Here is a 17,521-nt window from a genome sequence, read left to right on the forward strand (position 1 = left end):
CCATTGTCCCGCCCCTATGCGTGCTGGCTGCTGACGGAGACGACTTCACCGGTCATGTACGAGGAGTAGGGACCGGCAAGGAACACGATCACGTTGGCCACCTCCCACGGCTCGGCGTACCGCCCGAAGGCCTCGCGCGCCGTGAGCTCCTCCAGGAGCTCCGGGGTGGTGACCTTCACGAGATGCGGGTGCATGGCGAGGCTCGGAGAGACCGCGTTGACCCGTACCCCGTACTCCGCACCCTCGACGCCCGCGGTCCGGGTGAGCGCCATGACGCCCGCCTTGGCGGCCGCGTAGTGCGCCTGGCCGGCCTGGGCGCGCCAGCCGATGACGGAGGCGTTGTTGACGATCACCCCGCCGGAGCCGGACTCCTTGAAGTGCCGCAGGGCCGCGCGGACGCAGCGGAAGGTGCCGTTCAGGGTGACGTCGAGGACGCGCGACCACTGCTCGTCGGTCATGTCGACCAGGTCCGAAGTCCCGCCGAGTCCGGCGTTGTTGACGACCAGGTCGAGTCCGCCGTGGCGTTCGACGACATACGAGAAGAGGGCTTGCACCTGGGCTTCGGAGGTCACATCGCAGGGCAGCGAAGCCACCCGGTCCGCCCCGAACTCCTTGGCCAGTTCGGCCTCGGACTCGGCGAGGCGGCGCTCGTGCGCGTCGCTGATGACGATGGACGCGCCCTCCTCCAGGAAGCGGCGCGCCGTCGCCCCGCCGATCCCCGCTCCGGCGGCCGCGGTGATGACGGCCGTCCGTCCTTCGAGGAGGCCGTGGCCTTTCACGTACGGCGGCTTGGTGCCCGCCACAGGCTTGTTGTCGGTCACAGCAGGAGGCTAACCTACCAAACACTTGTTAGGGAAGGGAGTTGGGGCGCCCCGTGGACCTGGACGAATCACTCGAGGAGCAGGCATTCCGACAGGAGGCGAGGGCCTGGCTGCGCGCCAACGTCCCCGCCGAGCCGCTCACTTCACTGGAGACGGAGTCGGGCTTCGCCCAACACCGGGCCTGGGAGCGGCGGTTGTCCGAGGACCGCTGGTCGGTGGTGTCCTGGCCCGAGGAGTACGGCGGCCGGGGCGTGGACATCTTCCGGTGGCTGATCTTCGAGGAGGAGTACTACGCGGCCGGCGGCCCCGGCCGGGTCTCGCAGAACGGCATCAACCTCCTCGCCCCGACCCTCCTCGACCACGGCACCCCGGCCCAGAAGGCACGCATCCTGCCCTCGATGGCGAGCGGCGAGGTGATCTGGGCGCAGGCCTGGTCGGAGCCCGAGGCCGGCAGCGATCTCGCCTCGCTCAAGTCCCGTGCCGTACGCACCGACGGAGGCTGGCTGCTCAGCGGCCAGAAGACCTGGTCGTCGCGGGCCGCCTTCGCGGACCGCGCGTTCGGGATCTTCCGCACGGACCCGGCGGCGGACCGGCCCCACCGCGGCCTGACCTATCTGATGTTCGATCTGCGGGCACCCGGCGTCACCGTCCGCCCCATCGGCCGCCTGGACGGCAAACCGGCCTTCGCGGAACTCTTCCTCGACGAGGTCTTCGTGCCGGACGAGGACGTGATCGGCGAGGCCGGCCAGGGCTGGCGGATCGCCATGTCGACCACGGGCAACGAGCGCGGACTCACCCTGCGCTCCCCCGGCCGCTTCATGGCCGCGACGGACCGCCTCGCCGACCTGTGGCGCGCGCGGGGCAACCCCTCGGACACCGCGCTGCGCGACCGGGTGGCGGACGCGGTGGTCGGCGCCCGCGCCTACCAGCTGTTCACGGCGGCCAACGCGTCCCGCTTCGCGGCCGGCGAGACCATCGGCGCGGAGTCCTCCCTGAACAAGGTCTTCTGGTCCCAGTACGACATCGCCCTGCACGAGACGGCCCTCGATCTCCTGGGCCCGGACGGTGAATTGGCCGAGCACCCGGAAGGCTCGTACGACTGGGCCGAGGGCTATGTCTTCTCGCTCGCGGGCCCCATCTACGCCGGCACCAACGAGATCCAGCGCGACATCATCGCCGAGCGGCTGCTCGGTCTGCCGAAGGGACGGCGCGCATGAGGTTCCTGCTCGACGACGAACAGCGCGAGTTCGCCCGCAGCCTGGACGCCATGCTGACGGCCGCCGAGGTGCCTTCGGTCGTACGGTCCTGGGGCGCGGGCGAGTTCGGGCCGGGGCGCGCCCTGTGGTCGAGGCTCGCGGAGGCCGGGGTGTTCGCGCTCGCCGTACCCGAGGAGTACGAGGGTGTCGGGCCGCTGCCCGTGGAACTGGCGCTCGCGTACGTGGAGTTGGGTCGTCACGCCGTGCCGGGTCCGGTCGTGGAGACCGTGTCGGTGGCCGCGCTGCTCGCGGCGACCGGCGACTCCGCGCACGCCAAACAGCTGCTCCCGGGCATCGCCTCCGGCGCCGTGATGGCGACCGTCAAGGCTCCGGGCGGCCCGTACGCCCTGGACGCGGAGGCCGCCGATTTCACCGTCACCTTCGCCGACGGCGCCCTGCACACCTGCGCGAGGCACGGCCCTGTGCACCGCTCGGCCGACCCCGCGCGCCGCCTCGCCGAGCCGGGGGCGCCGGCCGAACTCCTCACCCAGGACCGCGCGGCGTTCGCGGCCACCGACGCCTGGGGCACGCTCGCCGCGGCCGCGCAGGCGCTCGGCGTAGGCCGGGCGCTGCTCGACCGGACGGTCGCGTACGTGAAACAGCGCAAGCAGTTCGGCGCCGAGATCGGGACGTTCCAGGCAGTGAAGCACCAGCTCGCGGACACCCTCCTGAAGCTGGAGTTCGCCACGCCGCTCCTGTACAGCGCAGCCCTCACCATGAGCCGCGCGGATCTCGCGGCCGCCAAGCTCACCGCGTCGGAGGCGGCCTACCACGCCTCGCGTACGGCGCTGCAGCTGCACGGCGCGATCGGGTACACCGAGGAGCTGGACCTGTCCCTGTGGATCCGCAAGGCGCAGGCCTTGCGCACGGCGTGGGGCTCGCCAAGCGCCTGCCGCAAACGGGTCCTCGCCTGAACCGTCACCCCCGGGCGGCGGCCACCAGCTCCGCGAGGGACTCCCGGGTGAGCGCGAGGCGCTCCAACTCCTGGTCCACCCGGGAGAGTTCCGCGAGCACCAGCGGGCTCAGGCACGGCTCGATCTCCTGCTCGCTGCCGCAGACGCACTCGATGATCTCGGCGATGATGCGCGTGGACAGGCCCGCGTCCAGGAAGCGGCGGATCCGCCGTACCGTCGCGGGTGCGTCCGCACCGTAGACCCGGTGGCCGCCGGGTGTGCGGGTGGAGGTGAGCAGGCCCTGCTCCTCGTAGTAGCGGAGCAGCCGGATGGAGACACCCGTCTCGGCGGACAGCTGCCCGATCTTCATCGCGTCCACGGCGATCCCCCGTCCACTGTGATCCCCCTCACAGGCACTTGAACCTCACATCGGTGTGAGCTCATAGCGTTCCCACCATGACGAACACCACGACGCGGCACACGGCCATCGACCCTACAACTGCCCACGTCAGCCCGACATTCCGGATCGGCGGCGACCTTCCCGTACGGCGCATCGGATACGGCACGATGCGCCTGGCCGACGGCCCGGGAGACCCCACGGGCCCCGAGGCCCGGATCTGGACCGCACCGGCCGACCGCGCGGGGGCGATCGCCCTGCTCCGCGGCGCGGTCGAGCAGGGCGTGCAGCTGATCGACACGGCGGACGCCTACGCCCTGGGCGCCGGCGAGGAGTTGATCGCGGACGCGCTGCACCCGTATCGCGACGGGCTCGTGATCGCGACGAAGGTGGGCGTCGTCCGGCCATCGCCCACTGAGTGGGTGCCGCTAGGGCACCCCGCCTATCTGCGCCAGCAGACCGAGCTGAGCCTGCGCCGGCTGCGCACCGACCGCATCGACCTGCTGTATCTGCACCGCATCGACCCCGCGTACCCGGTGGCCGAACAGCTGGGTGCGCTGCGGCAGTTGCAGGAGGAGGGCAAGGTGCGGCACATCGGTCTGTCCGAGGTGGGCGTGGAGGAGATTCGCGAGGCGCAGGAGACCGCGCCGGTCGCGAGCGTGCAGAACCTCTACAACCTGGCGGCGCGCGACCACGAGGAGGTCGTCACGTACACCGCCGCGCAGGGCATCGCCTTCGTACCCTTCTTCCCCGTGGCGATGGGCGCGCACGCGACGCCCGGCGGTCCGCTCGACACGATCGCCAAGGAACTGGGCGCCACCGCGGCCCAGACCGCGCTGGCCTGGCTCCTGCACCGCTCCCCGACGGTGCTGCCCATTCCGGGCACGGCCTCCGCGGCCCATCTGGCCGAGAACATCGGGGCGCTCGCAGTCGCCCTCGGTCAGGAGCAGTTCACCCGCATCGAGGCGGCGACCCGGGCGTGACCCAGGGGGCCTCGTCCCGGGGCCCGCCCGCGTGCCGTACGCATGGCCGACCGCGCACGGGTCATACGGTCCAGGAGTGACGGCGGCGGATACGGAGGCCACAGAGGACGGGTGCCGACGACGGCGGTGACGGTGTGCGAGAGCACGACAAGGCACTGGCACCCGTCCACCGGGCCCCCGCCTGCCGCACGCTCGAAGAGCTCGACCTGCTGGTCACCAAGTGCCGCGCGTGCCCACGGCTCGTCGAATGGCGTGAACACATCGCCGCCACCCGCAGGGCCGCCTTCCAGGAGGAGCGCTACTGGGGCCGGCCCGTCCCCGGCTTCGGTCCGCCGGACGCGGCCCTCGCCGTCGTCGGCCTTGCCCCGGCCGCACACGGCGGCAACCGCACCGGCCGGATGTTCACCGGTGACCCTTCGGGCGACTACCTCATGGCCGCTCTGCACACGGTGGGGCTCGCGTCGCAGCCCACTTCGACCGGCCTGGACGACGGCCTGCGGCTGCACGGGGTGCGCGTGTCCGCGCCTGTGCACTGCGCCCCACCGGACAACAGACCCACGCCCCAGGAACGCGACACCTGCCGGCCCTGGCTCGCGCGCGAACTGGACCTGTTGCGTCCCACCCTGCGCACGGTGGTGGTGCTCGGCGGATTCGGCTGGCAGGCGCTGCTCCCCGTGCTGTCCGCGGCGGGCTGGCGCCTGCCCCGGCCGCGCCCGGCTTTCGGCCACGGCGTCCATTTCACCGCGTACGGATCCGGCGGCGAGCTCGACGTCCTTGGCTGCTACCACCCCAGCCGACGCAACACCGCCACCAAGCGCGTGACGATGCCGATGCTGGTCGACGTCCTCGGCCGAGCGGCGGCCCTGGCGGGCCTGGCCGGACGGTGCGACTGAGGCTGCCGTGGCGGGGGATGAGCCCGGAAGCCCACGCGAGTGGCGTTGCGTATGCCACAAAAAGCAGCCGATGAAACTCGGGGTGAATCTTGTGCTGGTCTGCGGGTAAAGGGGGTGAGTTGCTCCTTTGACGACGAGTTCTCCCAGCGAAAGGTCGCTCCATGTCCCCCGACGGCCACGACACCGAGGCCGATCCGCAGGCCCTCAGACGGCACCGCCTGCTGTTCCGCGCGCTCGAACGCCGCCGCAACCCCCGGCTGCGGCGCACCGACATCACCGTGACGGACCAGGCGGCGGTGAAACGCGCCGTGAAGGCCGCTTCCCTCGGCAATGCCATGGAGTGGTTCGACTTCGGCATCTACAGCTATCTCGCCGTCACCCTCGGCCATGTCTTCTTCCCGTCGGGCAACGACACCGCGCAGCTGCTCTCGTCGTTCGCCACCTTCGCCGTGGCGTTCCTGGTGCGCCCCCTTGGCGGCATGGTGTTCGGACCGATGGGCGACAAGGTCGGCCGTAAGAAGGTGCTGGCCCTCACCATGATCATGATGGCCGTGGGCACCTTCGCCATCGGCCTCATCCCCTCGTACGACAGCATCGGCTTCTGGGCTCCCGTCCTGCTGATCCTCTTCCGGCTGCTTCAGGGCTTCTCCACCGGAGGCGAGTACGGCGGCGCCTCGACCTTCATCGCGGAGTACGCGCCGGACAAGCGCCGCGGATTCTTCGGCAGCTTCCTCGAACTGGGCACGCTGGCCGGCTATGTGGGAGCCGCCGGCCTGGTCACCGGGCTGACCGCCGCTCTCGGCAGCGACACCATGGAGGCATGGGGCTGGCGCGTGCCGTTCCTGGTGGCCGGACCGCTCGGCCTCGTCGGCCTCTACCTGCGGCTGCGCCTGGACGAGACCCCCGCGTTCCAGAAGCTGGAGGACTCCACCACGTATCAGGCCTCCGAGGCCGCCACCGCGGTGGAGAGCTCCATGAAGGGCGATCTCAAGAAGATCTTCCGGCAGTACTGGGGCACGCTCGTGCTGTGCATCTGTCTGGTGGGCGCGTACAACATCGTGAACTACATGCTGCTCTCGTACATGCCGACGTACCTCTCCGACGAGATGCACTACAGCGAGACCCATGGACTGCTGATCCTGGTGGCCACCATGGTCGTGCTGATACTGGTCATCAACCAGGTCGGCCGGCTCTCGGACCGCTTCGGGCGCAAGCCGCTGCTCACGGCCGGCATGCTCGGCTTCCTCGTCCTGTCGGTCCCGGCCTTCGCCCTCGTACAGGAGGGCAGTCTGCTCGCGGTCTCGTCGGGCATGCTGATGCTCGGCCTGTCGCTGGTGTGCCTGCTCGGCACCATGTCCGCGGCGCTGCCCGCCCTGTTCCCCACCCATGTGCGCTACGGCGGCCTCGCCGTGGGCTACAACCTGTCGGCTTCCCTGTTCGGCGGCACCACACCACTGGTCGTCACCGCGCTCATCCAGGTGACCGGCACGGACATGTTCCCCGCGTACTACGCGATGGGCGCGGCGCTGGTCGGCCTGGTGGCCGTGGCCTGCATGAAGGAGACGGCGCAACGGCCGCTGGAGGGTTCACCGCCCTCGGTGGAGACCCCTCAGGAGGCTGCGGAGATCGCCGAGGCCCAGGCTCCGGCGGGCCGTTTCTAGAGACGGCACGACTCTGAGCCCGGCGCGGGGCCGCCCCTCGTCGGGGCGGCCCCGCGGGTCTTCTCAGCGGGACTGCAGGGCGTCCAGAGCGACTGCCTGAGCAATGACAAGGCGCCGGTCGAGGCGGGGGTCCGCGATGTCCACCTGATACCGGTCGCGCAGCGCGAACTTCTTGGTCACCGAGAAGGCGGGGGCGCCGTCGGACGCGCCCTCCGCCCCGGCCGGCTTGCCCGCCGCACCGTCCTGCGGCGCGCTCTGCGACCTGAACGTGAAGTGGTACGGCCAGGCGAAGGGTATGGCGTTGAGGAACGGCAGAAACTCCCAGACGCGGCGCACTATCGCGAGCGCCGCATTGCTCTCCTCGCCCTTCGCCCTGGCCGCGCCCGGCTGTTCCAGATACCAGGTGGACCGCAGCAGCGAGCGCTTGAAGTCCTTGCGCAGCGAGCCGAGTTCGCCGCCGGACGGATCCGTGACGTCGTAGGTCGCGCCGACATCGATCACGTTGCGCGCCCGGAACTGGGCGAACACCCGCTCCTTGGACGCGTCCGTGTACAGGGTCACCTTCTCCTTGAAGGCCATCCGCTTCTGCTGGACGAACGCGACCAGCTCGCCCTCCGAGCCGTCGGGAGCCTGGGTGTGCACCTCGTACTGGTCGACCATGAACCGGACCCGCTGGCGGATGAGCAACCGGTCCTGCCGCTGCAGGGTCTGAACGTCCAACGACGCGCCTCCAGTCGTCACGGGTGCGCGGCCGAAACCGTGGCGGACTCGGAGGCGCACCAGGGGTTGTCCGGTACCGAATCCCCCGTTGCCGCGGACTCAGTGCCGGAGGGAGGCGTTCCGGCCACGGCCGGCCGGCATCCGGTACGGCGTGCCAGGTCCGCAATCCGTTGCCCGCGCCACAGGCTGGGTATGCGAGCCGGTGCCCACCTGCCGGGCCGGCCGGCCACACGGACCCACGGCCCTCCGGCTCATCAAGCCACCAACCCGCCGAGGAGTACACCAGCTCATGCACATCGATCTGACGGGACGGACCGCTCTGGTCACGGGCTCGACCCAGGGCATCGGCGCCGCCATCGCCACGTCCTTGGCCCGGGCCGGCGCACGCGTCGGCATCAACGGGCGCACCGAGGAACGGGTGAAGGAGGCGGTGGACCGTATCCGGGCCGAGGTGCCCGCGGCACAGCTCGTGCCGGTGGCGGCCGATGTCACCACCGATGACGGCGCGCGCGAGGCCGCCGCGGCGTTGCCGCAGGTGGACATCCTGGTGAACAACCTGGGGATCTTCGGGCCCGCCGATCCCCTGCAGATCAGCGACGACGAGTGGCGCCGCTACTTCGAGGTCAACGTGCTCGCCGCGGTGCGCCTCATCCGCCGGTACCTGCCCGGCATGAGCGAGCGCGGCTGGGGCCGGATCGAGAACATCGCCAGCGACTCGGCCGAGATGATCCATTACGGGATGTCGAAGACGGCCCTGCTCGCGGTCACGCGCGGCTTTGCCAAGCAGGCCGCGGGCACCGGCGTGACCGTCAACTCGGTTATCGCGGGCCCCACCCACACCGGTGGCGTGGAGGAGTTCGTGTACGAGCTGGTCGACAGGAGCCTGCCGTGGGACGAGGCCCAGCGTGAGTTCATGCGGGAGCACCGCCCGCAGTCCTTGCTGCAGCGCCTGATCGAACCCGAGGAGATCGCCAACATGGTGGTCTACCTCGCGTCCGACCAGGCGTCCGCCACGACGGGTGGTGCGGTGCGGGTCGACGGCGGATATGTCGACTCGATCCTGCCCTGACGCCGCGGTCGAGGACGGGCACGAGGGCCGGGCGGGGACGGGGACGGACACCCAAGTGCCTCAGTGCCCGCCCCGGCACCTCAGTGGCCGCCCCCGTCACCTCCGTGGCCGTGTCCGCTGGTGACCTCCCGGTACTCCTCCACCGTCGGCTTCTCCACCTGGGTACCGGGCCCGTACATCGCCTTGGACAGACGCACCCGCATCCGCTCGCCCCGCGTGACGGGCCGCCGCACGCCGTTGGTGTCGACCGCCGGACCGGGGTCGTACGCCGACCGCTGCTCATGCGAGGTGAGCGTGAACCGCTGGCCCTGCGTGAGCGGCTCGTGGATCTCCACGAACTCCCCGTGCGGAAGGCGCTTGATGGTGCCGCTCTCCCGGCCGTGCAGGACCTTGTCGCGGTCGCGGTGCTGCAGCCCGAGACAGATCCGGCGCGTGATCCAGAACGCCAGGACCGGGAGGACGAAGAAGCCGATCCGTACGAACCAGGTGATCGCGTTGATGGACAGATGGAGCTTGGTGGCCACGATGTCGTTGCCGCCGCCGATCAGGAGCACCGCATATCCCGCGAGCCAGGCGACACCCAGCGCCGTACGGGTCGGGACGTTGCGCGGACGGTCGGCGACATGGTGCTCGCGTTTGTCACCGGTGACCCAGGCCTCGATGAAGGGATAGACCGCGATCAGCGTCATGTACACCGGGAAGAGCATGAACGGGATGAAGACGCCGAGCACGAGCGTATGGCCGAAGGCGTTGATCTCCCATCCCGGCATCACCCGGATCAGGCCCTCGGAGAAGCCCAGATACCAGTCGGGTTGAGCGCCGGTGGTGACCAGGTCCGCGCGGTACGGGCCGAAGAGCCACACCGGGTTGATCGTCGCGACCGCGCCCATGAACGCGAGCACACCGAAGACCAGGAAGAAGAAGCCGCCGGCCTTCGCCACGTAGATCGGGAAGAAGGGCGCACCGACCACCTTCTTCTCGGAGCGTCCGGGCCCCGCGAACTGGGTGTGCTTGTGGTAGAAGACCAGGATCAGATGGGCCACCACCAGGCCCAGCATGATGCCCGGCAGCAGCAGGATGTGGATCGGGTAGAGGCGCGCGATGATGTCGGTGCCGGGGAACTCCCCGCCGAACAGGAACATCGCGAGATACGTGCCGACGATCGGGATCGAGAGAATCGCGCCCTGCGCGAAGCGCAGGCCGGTGCCGGAGAGCAGGTCGTCCGGCAGCGAGTAGCCGGTCAGGCCCGTGATCAGTGCGAGCATCAACAGGGTCCAGCCGAACAGCCAGTTGATCTCGCGCGGCTTGCGGAAGGCGCCGGTGAAGAACACCCGCATCATGTGCACGAGCATGCCCGCCACGAAGACGAGGGCGGCCCAGTGGTGGATCTGCCGGATGAGCAGTCCGCCGCGCACATCCATGCTGATCTCTACGGTGGACTCGAAGGCCCTGGTCATCAGGACGCCCTTGAGCGGCTCGTAGGAGCCCTCGTAGACGACCTCGACCTGGCTCGGCTCGAAGAACAGCGTCAGCCAGGTGCCGGTCAGGATCAGGATGATGAAGCTGTACAGACAGATCTCACCCAGCATGAAGCTGGGGTGGTCCGGGAACACCTTGCGCATCTGCGACTTGGCGAGCGCATAGACGCCGAGACGGCCGTCGGCCCAGTCGGCGAGACGTTCACCCTTGGCCGGCTGGACCGGCCGGCCATTACTGCGTATCCGCTCCTGGCTGCTCATTCCGGCCTCTCCCCTTCAGGCGTACTTCAGGGTAGACACAGCGCCCTTCCGCGCCAACAGGTACCCCCCACAACGGAGTTGCCGCACGCCCGTTGATGTTCCTGCGCCGCACCGCGAGTATGACGATTCGTCATATCCGCAGCAGGCACGGGAGGCGCACATGATCTCGCTCGACGGCAGGACGGTCCTGATCACGGGTGCCGCGCGCGGCCAGGGCGCCGAGGAGGCCCGGCTGTGCGCGGAGGCGGGGGCGTGCGTGGTGGTGACGGACGTGCGCGAGGAGGAGGGCCACCAGGTGGCCAAGTCCCTCGGGGAACAAGGCCTGTTCGTACGGCACGACGTGACCGGACCGGAGAGCTGGGCCACCGTGGTGCGTGCCGCGCTCGACCGGTTCGGACGGCTCGACGCGCTGGTCAACAACGCGGCCCTGTGGCGTACGGCCCCGGTCGAGGAGGAGACGTACGAGAACTTCGAGGCGCTGCTGCGGGTCAATCTGCTCGGGCCGTTCCTCGGGATCCAGGCCGTGGTGCCGGCGATGAAGGCCTCGGGCGGCGGCTCGATCGTGAACATCTCGTCCACGGCGGGCCTGAAGGGGCTGCCCGGACATGCGGCGTACGGCTCCACGAAGTTCGCCCTGCGCGGCCTCACCCGTTCCTCGGCGCTCGATCTCGCCCCGTACCGCATCCGTGTGAACTCGGTGCACCCCGGCGCCATAGAGACGCCGATGATCGCCGAGGCCACGGCGGGCCGCGACTGGTCGCATGTGCCGCTCGGCCGGGTGGGGCAGCCGCGGGACGTGGGCGCGCTGGTGGTGTTCCTGGCGTCGGAGGCCTCCTCGTACGTCACGGGCACGGAATTCACCGTCGACGGCGGACAGACGGCCTGACGCCTTCACCGCCGACAGCGGACAGACGACCCTGCCGCCTTCGGCAGGGACCGGACGACCTGACACCCTCTTCGGCTGCGGCCGTGGCCCGAGCCCTACCCTGTGCGCATGAAACGTGCCGGTTGCCTCTTCCTCACCATTGCTCCCGTGGCGACCCTCGCCGTCTATCTGCTCGGCCCCGAGCCGGACGCGGGCGGCCCGGACAGCAAGCCCTCGGCCTCCCAGGGCGCGGACGGCCTCGCGCGCGAGACGCAGGAGGAGCTTGAGGAGCGCATCAAGAAGATGCCGCCCGGGCTCGCGGCGCCGGACAAGAAGGAGCTGGCCCAGCAGATCGTGGCGAGCGCCGAGAACTCCACGCTCGACTGGAAGACGACCTACGGCTACATCGAGGACATCGGCGACGGCAACGGCTACACCGCCGGCATCGTCGGCTTCTGCTCCGGCACGCACGACATGCTCAAGCTCGTCGAGCAGTACACGGAGGATCACCCGGACAACGGGCTCGCGAAGTATCTGCCCGCCCTGCGCGCGGTCGACGGCACCGACTCGCACGAGGGCCTGGACGGTTTCCCCGCGGCCTGGAAGAAGGAGGCCGAGCGGCCCGAGTTCCGCGAGGCACAGGACTGGCTGCGCGACGACGACTACTTCGATCCCGCCGTACGCCAAGGAAAGATGGACGGTCTGAACACCCTCGGCCAGTTCGTCTACTACGACGCGATGGTGATGCACGGCCCCGGCACGGGACCCACCGAGTTCTACGGGATCCGCGAGGAAGCCATGCAGCGCGCCAAGACCAAGGCGGAGGGCGGCAAGGAGGAGGCGTACCTCAAGGCCTTCCTCGATGTGCGGCGCGAGGTGATGCAGTCCCACGACGCCCATCGCGACACCAGCCGGATCGACACCGCACAGGCGGTCTTCCTCAAGGCCGGGAACCTGCGCCTGGACACCCCGCTGGAGTGGCGGATGTACGGGGATGCGTACCGCGTGAAGTGAGCGGTCCCCGTCCGCACGCGGACGGGGACCCTCGCCGTCAGCCCTTGACGGCGCCGGCCGCAAGCCCCGAGCCGAGCCGCCGGTGCACCAGGACGAAGAAGATCATCACGGGCAGCGTGACCAGCGTGGAGCTGGCCATGACCGGCCCCCAGGCCGTCGAGTTCTCGCCGAAGAACTGGTAGATGCCCACGGCCGCCGTGTACTTCTCGCTGTCCTTCATGAAGGTGTACGCGAACACGAACTCGTTCCACGCCGTGATGAAGGCGAAGATCGAGGTGGCCACGAGCCCGGGCGCCACCAGGGGAAGCAGCACCGAGCGGAACATCCGGAACCATGAGGCCCCGTCGATGTAGGCGGCCTCCTCGACCTCCTTGGGCACCGCCTGGACGAAACCGCGCAGCGTCCAGATGGCGAACGGGAGCGAGAGCGCGATGTAGACGATCGTCAGACCGAGCAGCGAGTTGAGCAGCTCGTAGTCCCGCATCTGCAGGAACAGCGGGATGACCAGGGCCTCGAGCGGCACCATCTGCACGATCAGGACCATGATCAGCACCGAGGTGCGGAAGCGGAACTTGAAGCGGGCCACGGCGACGGCCGCGAACAGAGAGAGCACCGCGGACGCGAGGATCGTACCGAGTCCGACATAAGCCGAATTCAGCAGGAACGTTCCGAAGTTGCCCCGCTCGAAGACCAACTCGAAGTGCTCGAAGCCGAAGCCGCTGGGCAGCACGTCCGAGCCCCGGGTGCTCGCCTTCGGATCGAGCGCGGTCGACACCATCCAGTACACGGGGAACAGGGTGAAGACCAGGAGCGCGACGACGGCGGCCACGAGACCGGCGCGCGCGGCGGGTGAGGAACGGCGGGCTGTCACAGGTCCTCCTCCCCCTGCCGGAACAGCGTGCGGATGTAGACGACGGTGATCAGCAGGAGCAGCAGCGTGAGCAGCACCGCGGCCGCGGACCCTGCGCCGTAGTCGTCCTGGCCGAAGGCCTGGATGTACGAGTAGACGCCGAGGTTGTAGACCTCCTCGTTGGAGCCGCTGCCGCCGGGCATCACGAAGATCTGGGTGAAGACCTTGAAGTCCCAGATGGTCGACAGGATCGTGACGACCAGGAAGACGGGACGGATGGTCGGCACGGTGATCTTCCAGAACCGCTGCCAGGCATTGGCCCCGTCGATCATCCCCGCCTCGTACAGCTCCCGTGGAATCGTGAGCAGTCCGGCGAAGACGGTGATCGCCACGAACGGGAAGCCGTGGTGCACCACGTTGAGCGTGGCGATCGCATAGAACGGCAGCCGTTCGGTGAACCAGTTGGTGGTGGCCGGATCGATCAGGCCGAGCGCACCGGCGAGCTGGCTGAACATGCCCTCCTCCGGCTGGAAGAGCCAGATCCAGACATACGTGCCGGTCACGGCCGGCATCGCCCAGGCGGCCAGGATCGACACCGAGCAGATGGCACGCCAGGTGGTCCCGAGCCGGTTCAGGAGCAGCGCGACCAGGGTGCCGAGCAGCACGGTGAGGCCGACGCAGGCGGCGGCGAAGAAGACGGTGTTGGGCATGACCGTCTTCCACAGGAGCTCGCTGGAGAGCAGCTCGGTGTAGTGGTCGAACCCGGTGAACTCCCCCACACCGCCGCCGAACTTGACCTCCCAGTCCTGCAGGGAGATCTTGCCGACCTGGAAGATCGGGTAGAGCAGCAGTCCGGCGAGCACCGCGAGCGCGGGGGCGAGCAGCAGCCAGGGGCGGGTGAGGTGGACCAGGCGCCTGCGGCGGGCCGCCGGCGCCTCCGCGGAAGGGCGGCGGCGGACAGGGGACTCCTGCCCGCCGCCTGCGAGCATGTTCTTCACGGTCGCCGAGGCCCTACTTGTCCTTGGCGAAGATCGCGTCCATCTGCTGGGCCGCCTTGTCCGCGGCCTCCTTTACGGAGGATTTGCCGGTGATGATCGACTGGATCATGCCGGGGACGACCTGGGCGGCCTGGATCTTGCCGTACGACTCCGTCTTCGGGACCGTGGCGCCGGCCTCCAGCATCTGCTGGGCGAAGGGCTCGACGAGCGGGTCCTTCTTGGCGGCGACCTTCTCCAGCTCGGAGTTCTGGCCGGGGAAGTAGTTGGTCTGCTCGGCCCACTTGGCGGCGAACTCACCGGTGGTGAGCATCTTCACGAACTCCCAGGCGAGTTCCTTCTTGTCCGTGTCGAACGTGGACAGATAGGAGCCGCCGAGGAAGGAACGGCTCATCCCGCCGTCGGGGCCGGGAATCGGCACGGCGCCGAGCTTGCCCTCGAGCTCGGGGTTCTCGTCGACGAAGGCCTTCGGGGTCCAGTTGCCGGAGAGGGACATCGCGATCTGCCCCTTCTTCCAGGCGTCGCCGACCTCCTTCTCGGTCCAGGTGTTGACCTTGGCCGGGGAGACCTTGTCCTTGGTCGCGAGGTCCGTGTAGAACTCGATGCCCTTGATCGCCTCGGGCGAGTTGATCGCCGACTTCCAGGAACCGCCGTCCTGCTTCGCGAGTTCACCGCCCGCGCCCCAGATGAACGGGGCCGCGAACATCTCGGCGCCGCCGGCCACGGGGAAGGAGATCAGCCCCGGCTCCTTCTCCTTGAGCACCTTGGCGGCGTCCTGGAGCTCCTTCCAGGACGTCGGGGGCTTGATCTTGTGCTTCTCGAAGATGTCCTTGCGGTACAGAATTGAGCGAACGCCTGCATACCAGGGCATTCCGTACTGCTTGCCGTCGAGCGTGCCGGCGTCCTTGAGGCCTTCGACGAGATCGTCGGTGAGCCCGGACTTCTCGACCTCCTCGGTGACGTCGACCAAGGCCTCGGCCTCTGCGAACTGCGGCACCCAGGTGGTGCCGACCTCGGCGACATCGGGCACCTGGTCCGCACCGCCGGCGATCGCGGTGGTGAACTTCCGGTTCGCGGTGGCCCATTGCTGGTACTCGACCTTGATCTTGGCCCCGGTCTTCTTCTCGAAGGCGGCCGCGGCCTCCTTGAAGAACGGGCGCGCGTCGGGGTTGGTCCCCTCCATGATCCATACGGTCAGGGTCTTGCCCTTGCCGTCGGCCGCATTGCCGTTGCCGTCGCCGTCCCCCGAGTCGCCGCCGCAGGCCGTGGCGGTCAGTCCGAGCGTCAAGGCGATCGCTGCCGCGATGACACGTCGCTTCATGAGGAGCCCCCTTCATGGATGGCGGTCCATTTGCGTGGGTGATTGTCACCACAGGGCTTCCCGAGCGGTCCAGACCATCCCCGATACGCGGCCGAACCGTAATCACCATTGCAACCGATGCAACATACGCATGCGCCATTGCGCACAACGCAACGCCATTCGGACCCGGACAGGTACGCAATCGCCGATGTGAGGCACGTATCAGTCGCTTTCAGCGAACACCGGACAACTGTGGAGATCGCGTGTGTAACTTGTGCCCGTTCCATGCTCAACCCCCCCTTCGGGGGCCACTTCCGAGGAGTCCTTCTTGCGCTCTCGCACCGTCATAGCCGCCGTCACCGCCGTGCTCGCCACGAGCGGCCTGACCGCGCTCGCCGCCCCCGCACAGGCGGCCGAATACTCCTCAGCCCTCAAGCTGTACGGGGTGCAGTACGACGCTCCGGGCAGGGACGACAACCGCTGCTCGGGCGGCAACACCAAGAACGAGTACCTGACCGTCAAGAACTACTCGCGCACCACGACGGTGAACCTGAAGGGCTACGTCGTGAAGGACGCGACGGGCAACCGCTTCGTGTTCACGAACAACCACACGCTCCAGCCCGGCGACTACATCAAGCTGCGCGGCGGCAACGGCACGGACTCCGACGCGAACAACGTGGTCTACCGCAACAACTGCAACTTCATCTGGAACAACCCGGGCGACACGGTCTACCTCTACAAGCCCTCCGGCGCCGGGGCGGACTCCCACTCGTACACGAAAACCGGCAGCGATCCCGACAACAACGGGTACGTGAAGTTCCACGGCTGAGCGGCCCGGGCCGCGCTGAGCCACATCCCCCTCGACCTGGGCTTCCCGCCTCACCGACCAAGATCAATTGTCAGTGCCTGCTGGGAAGATGGAGACATCGAACGGGCGCTGCGGAGGCGCCCGGGACGAGGGGGATCACTCATGTCCGGATCGCAGAACTACATCAACCACGTCGCGCTGGTCCTCGACGCCAGCTCGTCGATGTCCCACCTCAGCCGCAAGGTCGTCGAGGTGGCCGACCAGCAGATCGCCTATCTGGCCCGCCGCTCACAGGAGTTGGACCAGGAGACGCGCGTGACGGTGTACGTGTTCGCGAGCCAGGTCGAGTGCGTCATCTATGACAAGGACGTGCTGCGGATGCCGTCCCTGAAGCAGCTGTACCGGGCGAACGGCTCGACGGCGCTGCTCGCCGCCACCCTGAAGTCGCAGCGCGAACTGGCCCAGACGGCCCAGCTCTACGGGGACCACAGCTTCCTGACCTTCGTTCTGACCGACGGTCAGGAGAACACCAGCCACCGCTGCCCGGACGGCCAGGGCAAGACGCCTCGGCAACTGGTGCAGGCGGTCGCCGACTTGGCGCGGACCCAGGAGGACAACTGGACGCTCGCGGTCCTCGTCCCCGACCAGATGGGCAAGCGCGAGGCCATGCAGTGCGGCTTCCCGAAGGACAACATCGCGATCTGGGACGCCACCAGCACCCAGGGCCTGGAAGAGGCCGGCCAGGTCATCCAGGAGGCCACCGAGAAGTTCATGGTGGGCCGCACCAAGGGCATCCGCGGCTCGCGCGCCGTGTTCTCCACGGGCGCGGACACGGTCAACAAGGACACGATTCTGGCGGCCGGCCTCACGCCCGTCGCGCCCGACACGTACCAGCTGCTCACGGTCGACCGGTCGGAGGCGATACGCACCTGGATCGTCGACAACGGCCACACCTACCGCACCGGCGCCGCCTTCTACGAGTTGAGCAAGTCGGAGAAGGTGCAGGCCCGCAAGCAGATCGCGGTCCTGGAGAAGAAGACGGACAAGGTCTACACGGGCCCGCAGGCCCGAGCCCTCCTCGGCCTGCCGGACGCGGAGGTCCGCATCAAGCCGGATCACAACGACGAGTTCACCATCTTCGTCCAGAGCACCAGCGTGAACAGGAAGCTGGTGGCGCAGACGCGGCTGCTCCTGATGACGCAGGGCTGACGGCACTCAAGGGCCCGGACTCCTGGCGGGGTCCGGGCCCTTGCGGTT

The 17,521-nt window shown here is 68.9% G+C and carries 17 protein-coding genes; 10 read left to right on the forward strand and 7 right to left on the reverse strand.

Annotated features, from left to right (window positions below; all coding sequences use genetic code 11):
• Positions 1-14 precede the first annotated feature (14 nt).
• Positions 15-821 carry an SDR family oxidoreductase gene (locus tag H9Y04_RS05960; RefSeq protein ID WP_438818076.1) on the reverse strand — a complete coding sequence of 269 codons (807 nt, stop codon included), beginning with the start codon at positions 819-821 and terminating at the stop codon, positions 15-17.
• 53 nt (positions 822-874) lie between these two features.
• Here H9Y04_RS05960 and H9Y04_RS05965 point away from each other — a divergent pair, with 53 nt between their 5' ends.
• Positions 875-2,038 (forward strand): acyl-CoA dehydrogenase family protein, encoded by a 1,164-nt coding sequence (locus H9Y04_RS05965; RefSeq protein WP_187812598.1) that lies wholly within the window; start codon positions 875-877, stop codon positions 2,036-2,038.
• The gene (locus H9Y04_RS05970) at positions 2,035-2,991 is read left to right on the forward strand and encodes an acyl-CoA dehydrogenase family protein (RefSeq protein ID WP_187812599.1); all 957 of its coding nucleotides are present in this window, start codon (positions 2,035-2,037) and stop codon (positions 2,989-2,991) included. Before H9Y04_RS05965 ends, H9Y04_RS05970 begins: the two co-directional genes overlap by 4 nt.
• Before the next feature lie 4 nt (positions 2,992-2,995).
• Here H9Y04_RS05970 and H9Y04_RS05975 read toward each other — a convergent pair whose 3' ends face one another.
• Positions 2,996-3,340, reverse strand: coding sequence for a MerR family transcriptional regulator (locus H9Y04_RS05975; RefSeq protein WP_187813059.1), 345 nt, complete (start codon positions 3,338-3,340; stop codon positions 2,996-2,998).
• A gap of 86 nt (positions 3,341-3,426) precedes the next feature.
• Between H9Y04_RS05975 and H9Y04_RS05980 the strand changes: the two genes are divergently transcribed.
• From H9Y04_RS05980 to proP, 3 genes are all read left to right on the forward strand, one after another.
• Positions 3,427-4,350, forward strand: coding sequence for an aldo/keto reductase (locus tag H9Y04_RS05980; protein ID WP_187812600.1), 924 nt, complete (start codon positions 3,427-3,429; stop codon positions 4,348-4,350).
• Positions 4,351-4,484: 134 nt separating this feature from the next.
• Positions 4,485-5,243, forward strand: coding sequence for a uracil-DNA glycosylase (locus H9Y04_RS05985; RefSeq protein WP_187812601.1), 759 nt, complete (start codon positions 4,485-4,487; stop codon positions 5,241-5,243).
• Positions 5,244-5,404: 161 nt separating this feature from the next.
• Entirely contained in the window at positions 5,405-6,904 is a 1,500-nt protein-coding gene (gene proP, locus H9Y04_RS05990; RefSeq protein WP_187812602.1) for a glycine betaine/L-proline transporter ProP, read from the forward strand.
• A 63-nt stretch (positions 6,905-6,967) separates the two neighbouring features.
• On the opposite strand, the gene H9Y04_RS05995 is transcribed toward proP, so the two are convergent.
• Positions 6,968-7,624, reverse strand: coding sequence for an LURP-one-related family protein (locus tag H9Y04_RS05995; RefSeq protein ID WP_236070606.1), 657 nt, complete (start codon positions 7,622-7,624; stop codon positions 6,968-6,970).
• Positions 7,625-7,913: 289 nt separating this feature from the next.
• Here H9Y04_RS05995 and H9Y04_RS06000 point away from each other — a divergent pair, with 289 nt between their 5' ends.
• Complete coding sequence (locus H9Y04_RS06000; RefSeq protein WP_187812603.1) at positions 7,914-8,693, forward strand: SDR family NAD(P)-dependent oxidoreductase; 780 nt, start codon at positions 7,914-7,916, stop codon at positions 8,691-8,693.
• Positions 8,694-8,773: 80 nt separating this feature from the next.
• Here the strand turns inward: H9Y04_RS06000 and qcrB are convergent, their stop codons facing one another.
• Entirely contained in the window at positions 8,774-10,432 is a 1,659-nt protein-coding gene (gene qcrB, locus H9Y04_RS06005) for a cytochrome bc1 complex cytochrome b subunit (RefSeq protein WP_187812604.1), read from the reverse strand.
• Positions 10,433-10,592: 160 nt separating this feature from the next.
• Between qcrB and H9Y04_RS06010 the strand changes: the two genes are divergently transcribed.
• Positions 10,593-11,318: an SDR family NAD(P)-dependent oxidoreductase gene (locus H9Y04_RS06010; protein ID WP_187812605.1), complete on the forward strand. Its 726-nt coding sequence runs from the start codon at positions 10,593-10,595 to the stop codon at positions 11,316-11,318.
• Between the two features lie 108 nt (positions 11,319-11,426).
• Complete coding sequence (locus tag H9Y04_RS06015; RefSeq protein WP_187812606.1) at positions 11,427-12,311, forward strand: chitosanase; 885 nt, start codon at positions 11,427-11,429, stop codon at positions 12,309-12,311.
• Between the two features lie 37 nt (positions 12,312-12,348).
• Here the strand turns inward: H9Y04_RS06015 and H9Y04_RS06020 are convergent, their stop codons facing one another.
• From H9Y04_RS06020 to H9Y04_RS06030, 3 genes are read right to left on the reverse strand one after another with little or no spacing between them, the layout of a single operon-like run.
• Positions 12,349-13,182 (reverse strand): carbohydrate ABC transporter permease, encoded by an 834-nt coding sequence (locus H9Y04_RS06020; protein WP_187812607.1) that lies wholly within the window; start codon positions 13,180-13,182, stop codon positions 12,349-12,351.
• Entirely contained in the window at positions 13,179-14,150 is a 972-nt protein-coding gene (locus tag H9Y04_RS06025; protein WP_187812608.1) for a carbohydrate ABC transporter permease, read from the reverse strand. The genes H9Y04_RS06020 and H9Y04_RS06025 overlap by 4 nt, the downstream gene beginning before the upstream one ends.
• 22 nt (positions 14,151-14,172) lie before the next feature.
• Positions 14,173-15,477 (reverse strand): sugar ABC transporter substrate-binding protein, encoded by a 1,305-nt coding sequence (locus H9Y04_RS06030; protein ID WP_187812609.1) that lies wholly within the window; start codon positions 15,475-15,477, stop codon positions 14,173-14,175.
• 307 nt (positions 15,478-15,784) lie between these two features.
• Between H9Y04_RS06030 and H9Y04_RS06035 the strand changes: the two genes are divergently transcribed.
• Together H9Y04_RS06035 and H9Y04_RS06040 are read left to right on the forward strand one after the other, a co-directional pair.
• A complete protein-coding gene (locus H9Y04_RS06035; protein WP_187812610.1) occupies positions 15,785-16,285 on the forward strand; it encodes a lamin tail domain-containing protein in 501 nt (166 codons plus the stop codon).
• A 141-nt stretch (positions 16,286-16,426) separates the two neighbouring features.
• Positions 16,427-17,473, forward strand: coding sequence for a vWA domain-containing protein (locus H9Y04_RS06040; RefSeq protein ID WP_187812611.1), 1,047 nt, complete (start codon positions 16,427-16,429; stop codon positions 17,471-17,473).
• The last annotated feature ends 48 nt before the right edge of the window (positions 17,474-17,521 follow it).

Origin of the sequence: Streptomyces polyasparticus (assembly GCF_014493765.1) — a bacterium.
In the GTDB taxonomy this organism is placed as follows: Bacteria; Actinomycetota; Actinomycetes; order Streptomycetales; family Streptomycetaceae; genus Streptomyces; species Streptomyces polyasparticus.